The organism is Streptomyces nymphaeiformis (assembly GCF_014203895.1).
GTDB lineage: Bacteria > Actinomycetota > Actinomycetes > Streptomycetales > Streptomycetaceae > Streptomyces > Streptomyces nymphaeiformis.
In genome coordinates, this window is the sequence record NZ_JACHJY010000004.1 from 739791 (window position 1) to 758359 (window position 18569).

11 protein-coding genes are annotated in these 18569 nt (G+C 74.6%); 5 read left to right on the top strand and 6 right to left on the bottom strand.

Going from position 1 to position 18569, the window contains the following annotated elements:
- Window positions 1-48 precede the first annotated feature (48 nt).
- The 3 genes from trmB to GGE06_RS17565 form a co-directional block, all read right to left on the bottom strand.
- Window positions 49-768 (bottom strand): tRNA (guanosine(46)-N7)-methyltransferase TrmB, encoded by a 720-nt coding sequence (trmB, locus tag GGE06_RS17555; RefSeq protein WP_246532628.1) that lies wholly within the window; start codon window positions 766-768, stop codon window positions 49-51.
- Window positions 769-903: 135 nt separating this feature from the next.
- Window positions 904-2088 (bottom strand): L-2-hydroxyglutarate dehydrogenase, encoded by a 1185-nt coding sequence (gene lhgD / locus GGE06_RS17560; protein ID WP_116159795.1) that lies wholly within the window; start codon window positions 2086-2088, stop codon window positions 904-906.
- Between the two features lie 121 nt (window positions 2089-2209).
- Window positions 2210-3655 (bottom strand): NsdA family TPR-like regulatory protein, encoded by a 1446-nt coding sequence (locus GGE06_RS17565; RefSeq protein ID WP_116159794.1) that lies wholly within the window; start codon window positions 3653-3655, stop codon window positions 2210-2212.
- 561 nt (window positions 3656-4216) lie between these two features.
- Here GGE06_RS17565 and GGE06_RS17570 point away from each other — a divergent pair.
- Window positions 4217-6436 carry an asparagine synthase-related protein gene (locus tag GGE06_RS17570; RefSeq protein WP_116159793.1) on the top strand — a complete coding sequence of 740 codons (2220 nt, stop codon included), beginning with the start codon at window positions 4217-4219 and terminating at the stop codon, window positions 6434-6436.
- 108 nt (window positions 6437-6544) lie between these two features.
- Window positions 6545-9757, top strand: a complete 3213-nt coding sequence (locus GGE06_RS43435) for an ATP-binding protein (RefSeq protein ID WP_184931215.1) — start codon at window positions 6545-6547, stop codon at window positions 9755-9757.
- On the opposite strand, the gene GGE06_RS17580 is transcribed toward GGE06_RS43435, so the two are convergent.
- Together GGE06_RS17580 and GGE06_RS17585 are read right to left on the bottom strand one after the other, a co-directional pair.
- Window positions 9744-11834, bottom strand: a complete 2091-nt coding sequence (locus GGE06_RS17580) for a sigma-70 family RNA polymerase sigma factor (protein ID WP_184931216.1) — start codon at window positions 11832-11834, stop codon at window positions 9744-9746. The two genes, GGE06_RS43435 and GGE06_RS17580, sit on opposite strands and share 14 nt — an antisense overlap.
- A gap of 206 nt (window positions 11835-12040) precedes the next feature.
- Complete coding sequence (locus tag GGE06_RS17585) at window positions 12041-12823, bottom strand: TetR/AcrR family transcriptional regulator (protein WP_116159790.1); 783 nt, start codon at window positions 12821-12823, stop codon at window positions 12041-12043.
- Between the two features lie 355 nt (window positions 12824-13178).
- Here GGE06_RS17585 and GGE06_RS17590 point away from each other — a divergent pair, with 355 nt between their 5' ends.
- Window positions 13179-14543 (top strand): NAD(P)/FAD-dependent oxidoreductase, encoded by a 1365-nt coding sequence (locus GGE06_RS17590; RefSeq protein WP_116159789.1) that lies wholly within the window; start codon window positions 13179-13181, stop codon window positions 14541-14543.
- 106 nt (window positions 14544-14649) lie between these two features.
- Complete coding sequence (locus tag GGE06_RS17595) at window positions 14650-16281, top strand: ATP-binding SpoIIE family protein phosphatase (RefSeq protein WP_116159788.1); 1632 nt, start codon at window positions 14650-14652, stop codon at window positions 16279-16281.
- A gap of 6 nt (window positions 16282-16287) precedes the next feature.
- Here GGE06_RS17595 and GGE06_RS17600 read toward each other — a convergent pair whose 3' ends face one another.
- On the bottom strand, window positions 16288-17562 hold the full coding sequence (locus GGE06_RS17600; protein WP_116159787.1) for an MFS transporter: 1275 nt from the start codon (window positions 17560-17562) through the stop codon (window positions 16288-16290).
- 154 nt (window positions 17563-17716) lie between these two features.
- Here GGE06_RS17600 and GGE06_RS17605 point away from each other — a divergent pair, with 154 nt between their 5' ends.
- A complete protein-coding gene (locus GGE06_RS17605) occupies window positions 17717-18262 on the top strand; it encodes a MarR family winged helix-turn-helix transcriptional regulator (RefSeq protein ID WP_184931217.1) in 546 nt (181 codons plus the stop codon).
- Window positions 18263-18569: the final 307 nt, after the last annotated feature.

The window sequence follows — 18569 nt, forward strand, 5'->3', positions numbered from 1 at the left end:
CCCTAACGACCGCCACCGACACCGGTCGACGGAGTAAGCCGCTCCCCGTCACTTCCGCCGGAAGAGGAGGTCGTGCACGACGTGGCCCTTGTCGAGGCCCTGGCCCTCGAAGCGGGTGAGGGGCCGGAAGTCGGGGCGGGGCGCGTAGCCGCCGTCGGCCTGCGTGTTCTCGTAGTCCGGATGCGCGGAGAGGACCTCCAGCATCTGCACGGCGTACTCCTCCCAGTCCGTGGCGCAGTGCAGCACGGCGCCCGGCTTCATCCGGGGTGCGAGGAGGCTGAGGAACTCGGGCTGGATCAGCCGGCGCTTGTGGTGGCGGGCCTTGGGCCACGGGTCCGGGAAGTAGACCCGGCAGCCGTCGAGGGTCGCGTCGCCGAGCATCTCGCGGAGCAGGATGATCGCGTCGCCGTTGGCGACGCGGACGTTGTTCAGGCCGTTCCGGTCGGCGAGCCCGAGCAGATTGCCCTGGCCGGGCGTGTGCACGTCCACGGCGAGGATCCCGGTGCCGGGATCGGCGGCGGCCATCTGGGCCGTGGCCTCGCCCATGCCGAAGCCGATCTCGAGGACGACGGGCAGCCCGTCGAACATCTCGCCGAGATCGAGGACCCGCTTGCCGTCGATGTCGAGGCCCCAGTCGGGCCACCGCTTCAGCATGGCCTCGGCCTGCCCGTACGTGACACGGCTGCGGCGCGGCTGGAAGCTGCGGATCCGCCGCTCGTGGTGGGCCCCGGCGGGATCGGGCATGGGCCCCTCGCCGGGGGCGAACATCCGACTGCCACGGCGCGCGGCGGGCTGACCGGGTTCGGCGACGGGGTGCTGGGTGTTCTCGATCTGCTCAGACACAATGCGGCCCAGTCTACGGCGCCCCCGCCCACACGGGCGGGGCACCGCCCGCAAGGGGGGCTACAGCCGCGCCAGGGCGCGGGTCGCCACTTCCCGTCCGATCGGCAGCGACGCCGTCGCCGCGGGCGAAGGCGCGTTCAGCACGTGCACCGTCCGCGGTGCCTCGCGGATCAGGAAGTCGTCGACCAGCGTCCCGTCCCGCAGGACCGCCTGCGCCCGCACCCCCGGTGCGGCCCGTCGCAGGTCGGACTCCTCGACGATCGGCAGCATCCGCCGCACGGCCTCCGTGAAGGCCCGCTTCGAGAGCGACCGGTGCAGCTCCCCCGCGCCGTACCGCCAGTGCTCGCGGGCGATCGCCCAGGACCCGGGCCACGCGAGCGTGGCGCCCAGCTCGCGCGGGCGGACCACGGACCAGCCGTACCCCTCCTTCGCGAGCGCCGGGACCGCGTTCGGCCCGATGTGGACGCCGCCGTCGATGCCCCGGGTGAGGTGCACCCCGAGGAACGGGAAGGCGGGGTCCGGGACGGGATAGACCAGGCCGCGGACCAGCGACGGGTCCGCGAGCTCGTAGTACTCCCCCCGGAAGGGGACGATCCGCATGCCCGGGTCGTCGCCCGCGAGCCGCGCGATCCGGTCGCAGTGCAGTCCCGCGCAGTTCACCAGGACCTTCGCCCGCACCACCCGCCCGTCGGCGGTCCGCACGGCCACCCCGAACGGCCGCCGGTCGACGACGGTGACCTCCGCGCCGTACAGGATCCGGGCCCCGGAGGCCTCGGCGAGCCGCTCGGACACCGCCGTGTAGTCGCAGATGCCGGTCGTGCCGACGTGGATCGCGGCGAGCCCCCGCACCCGCGGCTCGTACTCGCTGATCTGCGAGGGGCCGAGCTCGCGCACCGGGATGCCGTTCTCCCTGCCGCGCTGCACGAGCGCGTGCAGCCGGGGCAGCTCCTCGCGGTCGGTGGCGACGACGAGCTTCCCCGTCACCTCGTGCGGAATGCCCCATTCTGCACAGAACTTGACCATCTCGGCCGCGCCCTGGACCGCGAACCGCGCCTTGAGCGAGCCCGGACGGTAGTAGATCCCGCTGTGGATCACCCCGCTGTTGCGCCCGGTCTGGTGGCGCGCGAGGGCGTGCTCCTTCTCCAGGACCGTGACCCGGGTGCCGGGGGCGGCGCGCGTCAGGGCGTACGCCGTCGACAGACCGACGATCCCACCGCCGATCACCAGCACGTCACAGTCAAACACCAGCGCCACCTCCCACCACCGATAGTGCACTGGCCCACTGACAACGCCGTTAAACGCCCACGGTGTGGGACGCGCGTCACTCCGACGCGCAGCGGCGGACCCGGGTCGCGTCTCGCGCCTCTCACGCCGGAGCGACCAGCAGCGGCCGGGCCCGCTCGCGCAGTTCCATGACGCGCGGCTCGTGCCCGTACGGTTCGAGCCGGTGCAGCAGATCGCGTACGTACTCGGTCGTCCGCGCCGACGAGATCCGGCCCGCCACCTCCACCGCGCGCGTGCCCGCCGCGCAGGCCGCGTCCAGGTTGCCCGACTCCAGCTCGGCGACGGCGGAGACGACGAGCCGCAGCCCGTGCGAGCGGACGAACTCCTCCGTCGGCCGGGACAGCGCCTGCTCGGTGAACCGCCGCACCTCGCCCGGCATCCGCAGGTCCCGGTAGCACTCGGCGGCGTCGGCGCAGAACCGGTCGTACGAGTAGAAGCCGAGCCAGGTCGGGTCGGCGTCGCCCTCCCGGGAGCGCTCCAGCCAGCCCTCGGCGGACTTGAGCGCGGCCGCGGCGGCCGCCCCGTCACCGGCCTTGGCGTGCGCGCGGGCCTCGACGAGCCGGAAGAAGGACATGGTGCGGGCGGTGGCGAGCCCCCGGTTCCGTTCGAGCGCGGCCTGGGCGAGGTCGACGCCCTCGTCGGCGAAGCCCCGGTAGGTGGCCTGGAGCGACATGGAGGCGAGGACGTAGCCGCCGAGGGGCACGTCGGCGGCCGCGCGGGCGAGCCGCAGGGCCTGGATGTAGTACCGCTGGGCCGCCTCCTGCTGCCCGGTGTCGAAGGCCATCCAGCCGGCGAGCCGGGTGAGCTCGGCCGTCGCGCCGAACAGGTTCCGGCCGACCTCGTCCGAGTACGAGCCGAGCAGCAGCGGCGCCGCGTCCACGCGTAAGCACTCGGGCACCATCGAGGAACGCCAGTCCCCGCCGCCGTACTTGGAGTCCCAGCGGCGGGCGTCCTCGGCGGCCTCGCGGAGCTTCGCGACGTCGCTGTGGCCCACGCGCGCGTGCTCCGCGGCCGACGGGCCCGCCGCGGTGCCGGTGCTCGGGCGTGGGGCCTCGCGCTCGACCGACGGGTCGGCCGGGGTTATCAGCCAGCGGGACGTGGGCGTCGCGTACGCGCTGACCGCGAAGGACCCGGCGAGCGACTGCCAGATGCCGCCCCCGCCGGCCCGCCGTCCGGCGAGATCGAGCCGGTACAGGTCGGTGGCCGAGCGGACCGCCTCGCCGACGTCGCGCGGGAAGGCGAGCCCGACCTCGGGTGCCGGGTCGGCGTCCGCGAGCCCGATCTCGTGCAGCGGCACGGGCCGGCCCAGCTTCTGCCCGATCGCGGCGGCGATCAGGTGCGGGGCGGCGCCCTGCGGCACCATGCCCTTGGACACCCAGCGGGCGACCGAGGTCTTGTCGTAACGAAGCGTCAGACCCCGCTGTGCGCCGAGGTCGTTGACGCGCCGGGCGAGCCCGGCGTTGCTGATTCCCGCGAGGGCGAGAACCGTGCCGAGCTTTTCGTTCGGCCCGCGTTGCTCCCTGGACATCACGCCACCCCTCGACAACCCAGACGGCCGCCACGACGCCGGGCATAGGCGTGCGGCATTCGTAAACACAGCGTAGTTCGCCGCATCCCCACCGTTAAGGGGCGGTGTTCCGTATGGCGAGATTGTTGTGTGAACGTGCGACGAACACGGTCGGCGGCGCGGCCCGTGCTCCCGCCGTGTGGCCGTGCGCCCGGCCGTGCGCTCTCGTCCGGCCGGCGGGGGAGCGCTTCCATGAGTTCCGCGTGGGTCGGCCCGCTCGGCCGGGAGCGGTGTCCCGGACCAGTGGGCTGGGGGACACCGCCGCCCCATTCCCCGCGGGCGGCGGACGGCACCGGGAGGCGGGAGCGCCTCCCGGGCTGCCGGTGTCCGGCGAGCCGCCCGGCGCCGCTCCAAACCTCTGACGGGGATCGATATTTGGCCGAATGACGCCGGTGCGCCGCCGATCATCAACTGGCCCATGCCAGGGGCGCATTCGGCTTTGGCGCGCGTGCACCCGGACCCCGCCCCGTGCGCCGTTGTCGTGGCAGCATGTCCTCCACCGAAACGGATGTGGAGGCGCCGATGCGATGGCTGGTGGGCTGGAGCAGTGTCGCGGCGAGCTTCGCAACGACCGCGGGGGGCCGCGCGGGACCGGCACACGGCGCGTACGGCTCGGGCCCCGGCCCCTCGTACGCCTCCGGCTCTCCGTACGACCCCGGATACGACCCGGGATACGCCCCCGGCCCCGACCGTGCGGCCGAGGGGCGCACGGTGCAACCCGTGGGCGCACAACTCCTGTGGGGCGACCCCGATCCGCTCTGGGCGGTCGGTGACTGGCGCCCCGACGAGGTGCGCGTGGTCGCCGTCGACGACCGGACCCGCCTCGCCGTCCTCGGCTGCTGCGCCGCGAGCGACGAGGAGCTGCGGATCGGCCTGCTCACCGCGCGCGGGGGCGCGCTGCGGCACCTGACCGCCTGGCCCGGCAGCTACACCGCCGTCGTGAAGACCGGCCGCCGCGTCACCGTCACCGGTGACCTCGCGGGCGCCCGCCCGGTGTTCCACACCTCGTGGGCGGGCGGCACCGCGTACGCCACCGCCGCCCTGCCGCTCGCCGACCTCGTCGAGGCCCAGCTCGACATCGGCCACCTCGCCGCCCTGCTCGCCTGCCCCGAGACCCCGGAGGCGCTGCGCGACTCCACCCCGTACGAGGGGGTGCGGCGGGTGCCGCCGGGCCACGCGCTGATCCTGCGGGAGGGCTCGCGCGAGATCACCGGCTACGAGCAGGTGGCCTCGCTCGCCGTCGCGGCGCCCGAGGCCGACCCCCGGCAGGCCGTCGAAGGGGTGCGGGACGCCCTCGTCGAGGCCGTACGGGCCCGGCTCACCGCCCCCCGGCACGCACCCGAGACCCCGCTCCCCGACCCCGGCCCGGTCCCCGGCATGGGCCCGGCCGACCGGCGCGCCGCCCGGGGCGCGGGCCCCGCGCCGGGCATCGGAGCCGACCTGTCCGGCGGCAGCGCCTCCGGCACGCTCGCGCTGCTCGCGGCGGGCCTCCCGGGGGTGCCGGGCACGGTCACCGGGCACGGCACGGGCGCGGGGGAGCGGCTGCTCGCCGTCACGTTCAACGACCTGGCGACGCGGGCCGGCGCGCGCCGCACGGCCGAGCTGGAGCGGGCCCGGGCGATAGCGGCCGACCCCCGGCTGCACCACGTCGTCGTCGCGGGCGGCGAGGAGGCCCTGCCGTACGCGTCCCTCGACGGGCCGCTCACCGACGAGCCGGGGCCCGCGCTCGTCACGGCCGAGCGGCACCGCAGGAGGCTCGCGGGCGGCAGCGCCGACCACTTCACCGGGATGGGCGCGAAGCAGGTCCTGGACGCGCACCCGGCGCGCCTCGCCGACCTCCTGATGGACCGCAGGCGCCGCTCCCTGGTGCGTCCGGTGACGGCGCTCGCCAAGGCGTCGGGCCCGTCGGCGGGGTCGCTCCTGGTGCCGCTGACCGTGTACCGGGCGGCGCGGAAGCTGGCCCGCACCCCGTACCGGACGGGTCTGGAGGCGGCGGCCCGGCGGGTCCTGGAGGCGAACCGCACGGCCACGGACGGCTTCGGGCCCCTGGAGGCCTCGCTCTCGGCCCTCGCCTGGTCGCGGCCGGGACCGGCGGCGCGCTGGCTGACGGGCGAGGCCCTGGCCGAAGTATCGGTTCGCCTGAACCGGGCGGCGACCCTCCCGGCCGCCGTCCAGCGCCCCGGTGAGGCACGCGCGCGTGCCGCCCTCGCGCGCGCGGCGGCCGACCACCGGGTCCTGGAGCAGGCCGCCGAGATCCGGGGCCAGCGCCTGCACGCCCCCTTCCTCGACAACCAGGTCGTACGGGCCTGCCGCGACCTCCCCGAATCGCTCCGCGTCCAGCCGGACGCCCGGGCCGGGGTCCTGCGCACGGTCCTCTCCGGCGCCGGCGTCCACGACGTCCCCGCCGGCTGGGGCGCCCCCCACCCGGCCGTCCCGGCCGCCGCCACGCGCGCGGGCCTGCGTGCCGCGCTCCCGCAGCTCATCGCCCTCTTCGACGCACCGCTCCTCGCGGACGCGGGCCTGATCGACGCGCGCGTCGTCCGCAAGGCGCTCCGCGCGGCGGCCGACGGCGCCCCCGTCCCCCTCGACGGCCTCGCCGACCTGGTCTCCACCGAACTCTGGCTCCGCCGCCTCCTGGCCCGCCGGGGCTCCTGCTGGACCGACACCACAGCGGCCCCCCGCTCCCACCGCGCGGTCCAGGGGCCCCTGATCCCGCCGTCGAGGAGATCACTGCCGGCTTGAGGTCCCGCCCGGTGAGCCGGACGGCGACGCGCTCCGAAGGCCGGACCTCGGGGACCCACCGGGGTAAACCCCGAGGCGTACGGCCCGACCGCCCGCCACAATGGGGCGGTGCGGTATCTCATCCTCGGCACCACCGAGGCCCTCCGGCCCGACGGCAGCCCGCTTCCCCTCGGCGGGGCCCGGCTGCGCGCGCTGCTCGCCGCGCTCGCGCTGCGCGGCGGACGGGCCGTGTCCGTCGGCGAGCTCGCCGACGACGTGTACGGGGACGATCCGCCGCAGGACGCACCCGCCGCCCTCCAGGCCCTCGTCGGCCGGCTCCGGCGGATCCTCGGCCGGGAGGCCGTCGCCTCCACCCCCGGCCCCGGGTACCGGCTCGCCGCCGGCCCCGACGACATCGACCTGTACGTGTTCCAGCGCCGGGCCAGGGACGGCGCCGCCCGCCTCGACGCCGGCGACCCCGACACCGCAGCCGCCCTCCTCCGCGAGGCCCTCGGCCTCTTCCGGGGCCCCGCCCTCGCCGACCTGCCCGACCCGGCGGGCGTCCGGCCCGAGGCGCAGCGGCTCGCGGCGCTCCGCCAGCGCGTCGAGGCCGATCTGCGCCGGGGCGCCACCGACGGACTCGTACCGGAGCTGACCGAGCTCATCACCACGCACCCGTACGACGAGGCCTTCCGCGCCCAGCTCATCCGCGCCCTGCGGGCCGAGGGCCGGCACGCCGACGCCCTCACCGCGTACGAGTCGGCCCGCCGCACCCTCGCGGACGCCCTCGGCGCCGACCCCGGCCCCGAACTCACCGCCCTCCACCGGGAACTCCTCGCCGGAGCCGTCCCGCCCCCGCCCGTACGCGCCCCCGAGCCGCCCACCGCCGGGGCCGGCAACATCCGGCCGCGCCTCACCTCCTTCGTCGGGCGCGAGCCAGAACTCGCCGCGCTCGACGCCGACCTGACCCGCTCCCGGCTCGTGACGCTCACCGGACCCGGCGGTTCCGGCAAGACGCGGCTCGCCGAGGAGGCCGCGCTCCGGGCCGTCGGCCCCGCCGCCTGGATCGCCGAACTCGCCCCGCTCGACGACCCCGACGCCCTCCCCGGCGCCGTCCTCTCCGCCCTCCGCCTCCGCGAGATCAACCTCACCCGCGACGGCGTCCCGCTCCAGGACGACCCCACCGCCCATCTCGTCGAGCACCTGGCCCGCCGCCCGCTGCTCCTGGTCCTCGACAACTGCGAGCACGTCATCGACGCGGCCGCCGCCCTCGCCGAGACCCTCCTCACCCACTGCCCGGACCTGCGCATCCTCGCCACCAGCCGGGAACCCCTCGGCGTCCCCGGCGAGTCGGTCCGCCCCGTCGAGCCCCTTCCGCCCGACCCCGCCCACCGCCTCTTCGCCGAGCGGGCCCGCACCGTGCGCCCCTCCTTCGACCTCGTCCGGGACGGCGGCGAGGCCGTCGACGAGATCTGCCGCCGCCTCGACGGCCTGCCGCTCGCCATCGAACTGGCCGCCGCCCGGCTGCGCCTCCTCACCCCGCGCCAGATAGCCGACCGCCTCGACGACCGGTTCCTCCTGCTCACCTCCGGCTCGCGGACCGTCCTGCCCCGCCAGCAGACCCTCCGCGCCGTCGTCGACTGGTCCTGGGACCTCCTCGACCCGGCCGAGCGCGCACTGCTCCGCCAGGTGTCGGTCTTCGCCGGAGGCTGGGACCTGGCCGCCGCCGAGGCCCTCTCCCCGGGTGCCGCCGACGTCCTCGGGGCCCTGGTCGACAAGTCCCTCGTCGTCGCCACCCCCACCGAGGGCGGCGAGATGCGCTACCGGCTCCTGGAGACCATCCACGAGTACGCGACCGAGCGCGCCGCCGAGGACCCCGAGCTGCTCGCCGCCGCCGAGGCCGCCCACACCGCCCACTTCACGGCCCTGGCCGAGACCGCCGAGCCCCGGCTCCGCTCGGCCGAGCAGCTCCCCTGGATCGACCGGCTCGAACGCGACCTCGACAACATCCGCGCCGCCTTCCACCGCACCCTCGTCACCGCCCCCGACGAGGCCGCCGCCCTCCGGCTCGTCTTCGCCATGGGCTGGTTCTGGTGGCTGCGGAACTACCGCCCCGAGGGCCTGGCCTGGGTCGAGCGCGCGCTCGCCCTCGGCGAGGACCCGTCCGATCCCGCCGACCCCCGCCACTGGCCCCGCATGCACCTGCGCATGCTGCACTTCTTCCTCGCGGTGGAGAGCACCACGATGGGCGACTTCAAGGAACCGGAGACCCTCGCGCTGGTCCGGCGCGTGCGCGACGCGTTCGGCGCGGAGCCCGGCCCCGAGTCGGCCCGCTTCCCCGGCCTGCTCTGGCCGTTCACCGCGGTCCTCACCGAGGAACCGGCCGTGGTCCGCGCCCTCCTCGACACCGCCGTCGACACCTGCCGCCGGTACGGCGGCGACTGGGAGCTCGGCGTCACCCTCATGTTCCGGACGCACATGATCGTCGACATGCCCGGCGGCATGCCCGGCGTCGACGAGGCCCTGGCCGAACTCCGCGACCTCGCCCGCCGCGTCGGCGACCGCTGGATGGGCGCCCAGATCGCGAGCGCGGCCGGCGAGGCGCACACGATGCGCGGCCGGCACGCGGCGGCGGGCGAGGCGTACGAGGAGGCCCTCGGGCTCGCCCGCGAGGTCGGCGCCCATGCCGAGGCCCCGTTCCTCCTCGCCCGACTCGCTGAACTGTCCTACCGCACCGGCGACGTGGAGACCGCCGAGCGGACCCTCGACGAGGCCGCGCGGGAGGCCGATCGCCACCACGTACGGGACACCCAGGCGTACGTCTGCTTCCTCCGGGCCGGCTTCGCCCTCGACCGCCGCGACATCAGGGAGGCCCGCGCCCAGCTGGAGGAGGCGGGCCGTACGGTCTCGATCGGCACCCCGCCGCCGCACTTCGAGGCGGCGGTGAGGGGGATCGGCGCCCGCGTCGAGGCGTACGAGGGCAAGGGCGCGGCCGCCGTCGCCACGGCCCTCGACGCGCTCCGCACCGCGCGGGACGCCCAGTGCGCGGACTTCATCACCAACGGCCTGACGGAGGGGCTCGCCATCACGCTCGCCGAGGCGGGCGAGGCCGAGCTCGCCGTACGGGTCATGGCGGCCGCCGACCACCGGCGCCGGGACACGCCCCGCTCGGTGCCCGAGCTGCGGGACAGCGAGTCCGTGACCGCCCTGGGGCTCGCCGAGCTCGGCGCGTCGGGCCTGGAAGCCGCCCGCGCCGCCGGTTCCGGGCTCGGTCTCGACGAGGTCCTCGCCCTCGCCGAGCCCGTCGCCGCGCGGGCGGACGCGACCGTCAGGAGCAGCTGATCCGGGACTCCGCCCAGTCGGCGACCGCGGCCCGGCCGAACGGCGTGTGGTCCTCCACCACGAGCCGGATCGTGGAGAGCCCGGTGAGGTCGATCCGCACGGGGAGCGGCGGGTCGCCCGCCCGGACGACCTCGGAGCGCCAGATCCGACGCCCGTCCCCGTAGACGGAGAAGCGGACGCCGCCGACGCCGAGCTGGGCGCTCAGGTCGTCGACGCCGACGGTCGCGTCGTACCGCGTGCACTGCCGGTTGAGGTCGATGAGCAGCGAGGACGGCGCGTGGACGCTGACCCCGTGCGCGTACGTGGTGCCGTTGATGGCCACGTTGTTCCGCTGCCACATCCAGCTGCTGTCCGAGAGGGACACCTCGGGCTTGGTGCCGTCGCCGAAGACCCCGTACTGCAGCTCGTTGACCTGGTAGACGGACGGCGGCGCGGGCTTGGGCTTCGGCGTGGGGGACGGCGTGGGCGTCGGCGTGGGCGTGGGCTTGGGCGTCGGCTTCGGGGCGGGCGGAGGCGTCGGCCTGGGCGTGGGCTTCGGCGTCGCCTTAGGGCTCGGCTTCGGGGGAGGCGGCGGCGTGGGCGCCGGAGGCTCGGAGGCGACGGGCGGGGCCGGCGGCGCGGGCTTCGGCTTCGGGGACGGCGGCGCGGGCTCCGGCGCGATCGGGGTGACGACCGGCTGGGCGGGCTTGGGCGCGGCCACGGGCTGCTGCGGGTCCCCGGCCATGGCCCAGACGAGCCCGGCGGCCGCGGCGACCGCTATGGCCGCCGCGATGCCGGCCTTCGCGGGCGCGCCGAGCCCCTCGGCGGCGGCACCGCCCGAGGCGGCTCCCCCGGAGGACCCGGTGGCGGCGGCCGCCGCGCCCGCACCGGCCGCGGCGGCGGTGCCGCCGGCGACGACACCGGCGGCCTTGAGCGAGTACCCGGCGGCGAACCAGCCGATGACGGCGACCGGCAGGAGCGCGGGGATCCCGGCGTTCACATGGGCCAGCTCACCGGCGGCGAGCCGGCACTTGGCGCATTCGTCCAGGTGCTTGCGCAGGCCGCGCTCGGCCCGCATCCGCAGCCCGCCGCGCGCGTAGGCGCCGAGCCGGTCCGCGTAGCGGGCGCAGTCGCCGCCGGCGGTGAGGGACTGGCTGACGTGCGCCTGGAGGTAGGCCTGCTTGAGGCCCTCGCGGGCCCGGCTGGCGAGCACGGCGGTGGCGTTGGCGGTCAGTCCGAAGAGCGGGGCGACCTCGCTCGGGGACTCCTCCTCGACGGTGGTGTGCCACAGCACGGCCTGCCAGCGCTCGGGCAGCGAACGGAAGGCCTGCATGGCGAGGGACTGCTCGGCCTCGTGCATCGCGCGGACGTCCGCGCCGAGGTCCATCGTGTCGTGGTCGGCGACCTCGGAGGACCGGGCGGCGTCCGCGGCGAACACGGCGAAGTCCTCGACGAGGTGCTCGCGCTTCTGGGTCCTGGCCCAGTTGGCGGCTACCCGCCGGACGGTGGTCATGAGGTAGGCGCGCACGGCCTGTTCGGGCCCGGCGCCGCCGCGCACGGCCTGGAGGGTGCGGGCGAAGACCTCGGCGGTGAGGTCGTCGGCGGTGTGCGCGTCGCGGCAGCAGGTCCTGGCGTACCGGCGGACGGCGTCGGAGTGGCGGCGGAACAGCTCCTCGTACGCGGTGCCGTCGCCGTCCCGCATGAGCTGGACGAGCTCGGCGTCGGAGGGCGGCAGTTCGCGCGGCGGTGGGAGCACGGTGTCGGGCTCGTCGGCCTCGGGGTCACCGCCGACGCCCTCGCTCCCGGAGGCGTCGAACGCGACGGCCCCACCCGAGGCGGCCCCACCCGCGTTGGCTCCATCCGAGGCGGCTCCACCCGCGACAGCACCCGCGTCCGCGGGTCTCGCCCCGGCGGGCTTGCCCTCGCGCTGCTGCGGCACGCTCGCGTCGAGCGGCTCGGCGTGCGGCACGGCCGGCGCTCCAGGCGCTCCCGACGAGCCCCCCGGTCCGCCCTGGCTCGGCACCTGCCGGGAGGGAAGGTCCCCGGTCTCCGCGCCGCCGCCGCTGCCCAGCGGATCGTCCCGACTGTCACCGCTCATCGCGGAAGCCCCCGTACGCACGCTCGGACCGAATACCGGCCAAGCGTGCCACAGAGCGCGGGCATGCCGAAGCGCCGCGTCCACTTACCACTCGTCCGGGGCGAGTTCATGTATCCGGGCGTAACCGCTCACACGTTCGTGCAAAGCTCATGGGTCCGCCCGGACCACGAGGAACACCTGCCCCGGTGACAACAGCCGGACGGGTCCTACCGGGAGCGCAGGCCCTCGAGAAGGATGTCGAGGAGCCTCGCCGAGGCCGCCGCCTGCTGCACGGCGTCCGGCAGGGCCGGCGCGGCGGTGGCGATGACGAGCAGGACGTCCGCCACGGTCACGTCCGTCCGCAGCTCACCCGCCTCACGCGCCCGGTCGACCAGCCGGCCCACGACCTCCAGGAGCTCCGAGGCCCCCGCGTCGTCCCGCTCGTCGGCGGGCACCTGGCGCGGCGCGACCACACGGGTGTCGCCCGGCTCGGCGACACCCCGCTGGTACGGCACCCGGGCCGCGTCGTCCGCGTCGTCCGCGACGAGCGGCGCACCGGACTCGTCCACACCCACGCGCAGCACCTGCGGCGGCAGGAGACGACCCGCACCGGAAGCGACCGAGGTCCGCAGGAACCGGGAGAGCGCCGACCACGGCTCCTCCTCCTGGCCCAGCGCGGCCCGCGCCTGCTCGGTCAGCCGGGAGGTCTCCTCCTCGGCTATGCGCCGCACCAGCACGTCCTTGCTGGGGAAGCGGCGGTAGACGGTGCCGACGCCGACGCGGGCGCGGCGCGCCACGTCCTCCATCGGAGCGCCGTAGCCGAGCTCGCCGAACACCTCACGGGCGGCCCGGAGCACGTGCTCCAGATTGCGCTGGGCGTCCACCCGCAGCGGCGCGGACCTGCCGCCCGCCACCGTGCCATTGCGCGGCTCGGCCGTCCCCGGGGCGTGCCCGTCGACGACGGTCGCCGTCCCGGCGCCCGACTGCCACCGCGAATCCTGAATCTGCATAAGCGTTCCCCCGCTCATGATGTCTCCCCCCGGAGACTCCCCGCCCTGACACGGGGCCTCCGGCGGACGAGCGCTTCGGTCCACGCGCGCTCGGATCCGACACCCCGATGAAGTACGAACATAGTTGAGTCGGGGTCAATTCAGAAGGGGGAGTTCCGTACGGTGCGCCCCCCGATCGGAGCAAGGCCCGGAAGACTCCCGATTCCGACCCCTCTCCGAACCGGTCTCACCGACCCTGACCTGCACCGATTCCGTCACGCGCTCACCACGCGCCACCCCGCGCCTCCGTACCCCTCCGGTCACACAATTTGCCGAGCCTGTGGACAAACCACGGACGGGGGTGCGTCATGGGACAGTGACCGAACCTGCGCGCATTCTCGTGGTCGGCGGTGGCTACGTCGGCATGTACACCGCGCTGCGCCTCCAGCGGCAGCTCAGTGCCGAGCTCAGAGCCGGCACCGCCGAGATCGTGGTGGTCACCCCCGAGCCGTACATGACGTACCAGCCGTTCCTCCCGGAGGCCGCGGCCGGCTCCATCTCCCCGCGCCACGTCGTCGTCCCGCTCCGCCGGGTCCTCGACCGCTGCCGCGTCGTCATCGGCGAGGTCCGCTCCGTCGACCACGCCAAGCGCACCGCGACCCTCATCACCCTCGCCACCGAGGAGGAGGGCACCGGCAGCGTCGAGATGACGTACGACGAGCTGGTCATCGCGCCCGGCTCGGTCTCCCGCACCCTCCCGGTCCCCGGCCTGGCCGACCACGGCATCGGCTTCAAGACCGTCGAGGAGGCCATCGGCCTGCGCAACCACGTCATCGAGCAGATGGACATCGCCTCCTCCACCCGCGACCCCGCGATCCGCGACGCCGCCCTCACCTTCGTCTTCGTCGGCGGCGGCTACGCGGGCGTGGAGGCCCTCGCGGAGCTGGAGGACATGGCCCGCTACACCGCGCGGTACTACCACAACATCAAGCCCGAGGACCTGCGCTGGGTCCTCGTCGAGGCCTCCGACCGGATCCTCCCCGAGGTCGGCGAGGACATGGGCCGGTACGCGATCCGCGAGCTGCGCGGCCGGAACATCGACGTGCGCCTGGAGACCCGCCTGGAGTCCTGCGAGGACCGGGTCGCCGTCCTCAGCGACGGCACCCGCCTGCCCACCCGTACGGTCGTCTGGACCGCCGGCGTCAAGCCCGCGCCCGTCCTCGCCGCCACCGACCTGCCGCTGAACGAACGCGGAAGGCTCCGCTGCACCCCGCAGCTCGCCGTCGACGGCGCCGAGCACGCCTGGGCGGCCGGCGACGCCGCCGCCGTCCCCGACGTGACGTCGGAGGAACCGGGCAAGGAGTGCGCGCCCAACGCCCAGCACGCCGTCCGCCAGGCCAAGGTCCTCGCCGAGAACGTCGCGGCCTCCCTGCGCGGGCAGCCGCTCAAGGAGTACGCGCACGCGTACGTGGGCTCCGTCGCCTCCCTCGGCCTGCACAAGGGGGTCGCCCACGTCTACGGACGCAAGCTCAAGGGCTATCCGGCCTGGTTCATGCACCGCGCCTATCACCTCAGCCGGGTCCCGACCTTCAACCGCAAGGCCAGGGTCCTCGCCGAATGGACCTTGTCCGGCCTGTTCAAACGGGAGATCGTCTCCCTCGGCTCCCTGGAACACCCCAGGGCCGAGTTCGAACTCGCCGCGGCGCCACCGCCCGGCGACGGCGACAAGCCGCAGTCCTGACATCACTGTCAGTGCACTCGTCCACACTGGACGTGTGACCATAGGTGGGCTCACACCTGCACAGCGTGACTCTGCACGGCACCGACACCACGAGGCATACAAATCCGTGAACTTCACCCGTTGGAGCGCCCGGCTCCCCGGCACGCAGCGCCGCGCGGCGCGGGGGACCGAAGGTTCCGTGCCCGCCGCCCGCGGTGAGTACGGTCAGCAGTTGGAGCACCTCGCAGAAGAGGCCGCCGACGTCCCCGCCCTGGAGGACTTCTCCGTACGGGAGCTGCTCGGCCGTCTCCCCGGCCTCGTCGCCCTCGTGTACGGCCCGGAGCACCGCATCGCGTACGTGAACGACGCGTACGCCGCCGCGTTCGGCCCGCGCGCCGCAGGCGCCACCGTCGCCGACACCTGCCCGGAGGCCGAGGAGCTCGGCCTGCTGCCCCTCATGGACCAGGTGCTGCGCAGCGGAAAGCCCCGCACGGTCAAGTCCCGCAAGACCAAGGACGGCGGCTCGTACACGGTCACGTGCCTGCCCGTCGACAGCCCCCGCCTCGACGGCGGCGGCGTCCTCGTCCACGCGGCCGACGTCACCGACCACGCCGAGGCCGCCGAGCGGCTCCGGGCCAGCGAGCGCAGGCACCGCGAGACCGCCGTCACCCTCCAGCGCTCCCTGCTCCCGCAGGAGCTGGAGCAGCCCGACGACCTGCGGATCGCCGCCACCTACCAGCCGGGCGTCGCGGACGCGGCCGTCGGCGGCGACTGGTACGACGTGATCACCCTCGGCGCGGGCCGCACCGCGCTCGTCATCGGCGACGTCATGGGCCGCGGCGTGCGCGCCGCCGCCGTCATGGGCCAGCTCCGCACCGCCGTCCGGGCCTACGCGCGCCTGGACCTGCCCCCGCACGAGGTCCTCCAGCTCCTCGACGGCCTCGCCGCCGAGATCGACGCCAGCCAGATCGCCACCTGTGTGTACGCGATCCACGACCCCAACGAGGGCAAGCTGGTGTACGCCTCCGCCGGCCACCTCCCGATCCTCGTACGGGACGAGGACGGCACCGTCCGGCGCGCCGAGGACCCGACCGGACCGCCGCTGGGCACCGGCGGCTGGCTGCACGCCTCGGGCTCCATCGCCCTGCCGCCCGGCTCCACCGCCGTCCTCTACACGGACGGTCTCGTCGAGCGCCGCCGCGAGGACATCGACGAGGGCGTCGAAGCCCTGGCCCGCGCCCTGGCCGGCGCCGCCGGCACCCCGCAGGTGGTCTGCGACCGGCTCCTGCGGGCCCTCGGGGTGACCGCCGAGCACGACGACGACGTCGCCGTCCTGGTCGTCCAGCACCCCTCCCGCAAGGGCGCGGACGCCGAGCTCTTCCACAACGCCGCCCTGGAGCTGCTCGGCGGCGTGGAGGCGGCCCCCCGCGCGCGTGCGTTCGCCTCCGGGGTCCTGTCGTCCTGGCGGTTCCCGGTCGAGCTGCGCGACCTGGGCGTCCTCGCCACCAGCGAGCTCGTGGCGAACTCCCTCCAGCACGGCACCCCGCCCATGCGCCTGCGCCTGAGACGTACCGACCGGCGCCTGATCATCGAGGTCACGGACGGCGACGACCACCTGCCGCGCCGCCGCAGGGCGGAAACGGAGGACGAGGCGGGTCGCGGTATCTCGATCATCGCGACGATCGCCTCGTCCTGGGGAAGCCGCCGCACGCCCGGCGGCGGCAAAGCGGTGTGGTGCGAGTTCGCCCTGCCGGACTGACCCGGTCTAGGCGGCAGCGGTCTCGCTCTCGCGGGCCGGCTCGTGCCGGGCGACCACCTTCGACGGCTTGACCGCCAGCGAAGGCTGGTCCTGCTCGGGGGTGAGCTGCCGGCCGAGCCGGACCGCCAGGAACGTGATCCCGAGCGAGAAGAGCACGAAGGTCACGATGTACGGCCCGTGCAGCGCGGCCCCCATGGGCCCGCCCACGGCCGGACCGACGGCCAGCGCCAGCTGCTTCACCAGGGCGAAGGCCGAGTTGTACGACCCGACCATCGACTCCGGCGCCAGATCGGCCACCAGCGGGGCCACGGTCGGCGACAGCATCGCCTCACCGAGCCCGAAGAGGGCGTACGTGGAGATGAAGGCAGCCGTCGCCATGGCCTGGCTGCCGTGCCCGAGGCCCGCGTACCCGGCGACCATCCAGGCCACGGCCCAGATCAGACCCACGGCCGCGATCACCCGGGTCCGCTTCCGGCGCTCGACGAACCGCAGCACCACGAACTGGGCGACCACGATCACCGCCGTGTTCGCGGCGAGGGCGATCCCGAGCGTCGACGGCTGGATGCCGGCGGCCTCCGTGCCGTACGCGGCGAGACCCGACTCGAACTGCCCGTAGCAGGCGAAGAACAGCACGAAGCCGAGGACGCACAGCTGCACCATCGCCTTGTGCCCGAGCAGCGCCCGGAGACCGCCGCCCTTGGCGCCCTCGGACGGCCGGGTGCCCTGCAGCGCGGGGGAGCCCGGCATCCGGACCGTCCCGACGACCGCGGCGAGCACCAGGAACATCGCCGCCTCGATCGAGAACAGCAGGATGAAGCTGCCCGGCCGGCTCGTGTCGACCAGCAGACCGCCGATCAGACCACCGATACCGAGGCCGAGGTTCTGCAGGAAGAACTGCATCGCGAAGGCCCGCGTGCGACCGGCGGGCGCTGAGCACCAGACGATCATCGTGGCGAGGGCCGGCTGCATCACGGCCGTACCGGCACCCAGCAGCACCGCGGCCCCCACGGCCGCCGGCACGCTGGACGCGAAGCCCATCGCCACCGCGCCCACGGACGCGAGGACCGAGGCCACCAGGAGGACGGGCACGGGCCCGCGCCGGTCGATGGCCCGCCCGCTGAAGGGCAGCACCACCAGTGCGGCCATGGCGAAGACGGCCAGCACGATTCCCGCCGTCGCCGCGCCCAGATCCCGCACCTGCGCCACGTACACATAGAAGTACGGGACGGTGAAGCCGAGTCCGAACGCGCTCAGCGCGCTGCCTGCCTGGATGCGGCGCATCGCTGCGCCCCTCGCCTTGGTCACACTCACCCACTTCGGTCGCGGGTTCAGATCTGTACGTCTGAACCCTGAAGACTTCAACGCTAAAGTTAACGCCTTAACAGTACACACTGAAGGACTTCAACGCCAACCAAGCCCGTGGGATACTCGCCGCATGTCCGACACCGCTCCCCAGGAGCCGAGCCTCGACGAGCAGATCGCCGCGTATCAGCGCGAGTACCGCGACCTCGACCCGCAGGTGGAGAAGGTCGTCTCCGCCCTCGGCCGGCTGAACCGCCGGATGAACGTGGCGTACGGCCGCCAGCTCTCCGACCTCGGCATCAGCAACGCGGAGTGGGAGGTCCTCAAGACCCTCGTGCTCGCCGGCGCCCCCTATCGCCTCGGCCCCGGCGAGCTGGCCAAGCGCCTCGGCCTCACCCCGGCCGCGATGACCCACCGCATCGACCGCATGGCGGGCGAGGGCCTGGTCACCCGCGACCGGGACGAGAACAACCGGGTCCGCGTGATCGTCGAGCTGACGGACGAAGGCCGTACGAAGTGGCTGGAGGCCATGCGCATGGCCACCGACTTCGAGGAGGAGCTCCTCCAGGACCTGAGCTCGGAGGAGAGGGGCGCCCTGGGCGACGCGCTGATCCGCCTGCTCCGCCGCGTGGAGCTCACCCAGCCGGACGCCGGCGGCCGTCTGACGGACCTCGACTGACGCACCGGGCGGGGGTTGACACGCCCCTACTGGATGCGTAGTGTTCTCCGAGTTGTCACGGAGCCGGAACGGTTCTTCGACAACCACTCCCGCCGCAGATGCGGCACCTCTTACTCAGCACGGACTCCCCACCGGGACGAATTTCGGCATGCCGAAATTCATTTCGAAAGACTCGATTATGAGTTGCCAGGGAAACCCGCTAGAGTTTGAGACGTCGGAACGGCCGAACAGCCGGAAAGACAAACCCCGCTGACTGGGAATCAGACGCCGAAAGGATCTGATAGAGTCGGAACCGCCGGAAGGGCCC